Genomic DNA, 1,245 nt, shown 5'->3' on the forward strand with positions numbered 1-1,245 from the left:
AATATATAAAAGCCCTTCATTGACGGTACAAAGTCAGTGCAGAATCACTCGCATTATCATCGGCAGATATAACCCGTGTCAGCAATACTTTATCGAGATGTTTAAATTTTTCGTTTTCGCCACCATGGCCACCATCGCCAGAGCCGGAGCACCCGTGGCCTTTGCTGCTGCACCTGCTCATTTGACCTACGCGGCACCTGCAGCTCACCTGGCGTACGCAGCACCACCAACCCCAATCGCGTATGCAGCCCCGGCACCAGTGGCCAAGGCTGTCGCCGTTGCAGACGCTGATTACGACCCCAACCCCCAATACTCGTACAGTTATAACGTCGAAGATGCTTTGACTGGTGACAGCAAGAATCAATTTGAGACACGTAACGGAGATTCCGTCCAGGGTAGTTACTCTCTCACTGAACCCGATGGCACGAGAAGGATCGTGGAATATACCGCTGACTCAGTTAATGGATTTAATGCTGTTGTACACAAGGAGCCTTTGGCCAAGGCGGTTGCAGTGGCTCCAGTTGCCTATGCAGCTCAACCAACTCCAGTTGCTTATGCAGCCCATCCAACACCTGTTGCATATGCAGCCCATCCATCTCCTGTTGCGTATGCAGCCCATTCTGCACCGGTCGCTTATGCAACCCATCCTGCGCCAGTAGCTTATGCAACCCATCCTGCGCCAGTAGCTTATGCAACACACTCTGCGCCAGTAGCTTACGCAGCCCACCCAACACCCTTCGCCTACACTGCAGGAGCCCAATACGCGACCGGGGCTATAACCTCCCAGTCCAGCAACATCCACCGTAGTTTCGGTAATTTGGGACAAGTATCGACCTACACGAAGACCATAGACACCCCCTTCTCTAGTGTGAGCAAGGCTGACGTGCGCGTATCGAACCCGGGTGTTAAATATGCCGCTGCTGCAACCCCAGTAGCTTATGCAGCCCCAGCTGTCCACGCCGCCCCTGGACCACTATTAGGGGTTGCCTATTCTTCTGCTCCCGCCGTCGCCCATGTCAGTTATGCTGCCAATATTGGTAGTTACGAATGGTAAAAGGGGATGACTAATGTTTTCAACTTTTTACAACCCCCTTTTAATAAAAATAATAATATTTAAGGGGCTGTAGTAATAAGTTATTGCTGCTGACTGAAATTTTTGTTTAAACTTTATTTATTTGTTATTACGATTATTCTTCTTCGGCAACTTGGCAAATTTGTTGTATAGGTAAATAAATTGAATGAAAT

General features: G+C 49.2%; 1 protein-coding gene. It reads left to right on the forward strand.

Features of this window, described 5'->3' with window-relative positions; genetic code table 11:
• Positions 1-1,054: chitin-binding domain-containing protein (locus GO014_RS18900; RefSeq protein WP_179953013.1), on the forward strand; the 1,054-nt coding region annotated here is incomplete at its 5' end.
• Between the last annotated feature and the right edge of the window lie 191 nt (positions 1,055-1,245).

It is taken from the genome of Devosia marina (assembly GCF_009758415.1).
Classification (GTDB): Bacteria; Pseudomonadota; Alphaproteobacteria; order Rhizobiales; family Devosiaceae; genus Devosia; species Devosia marina.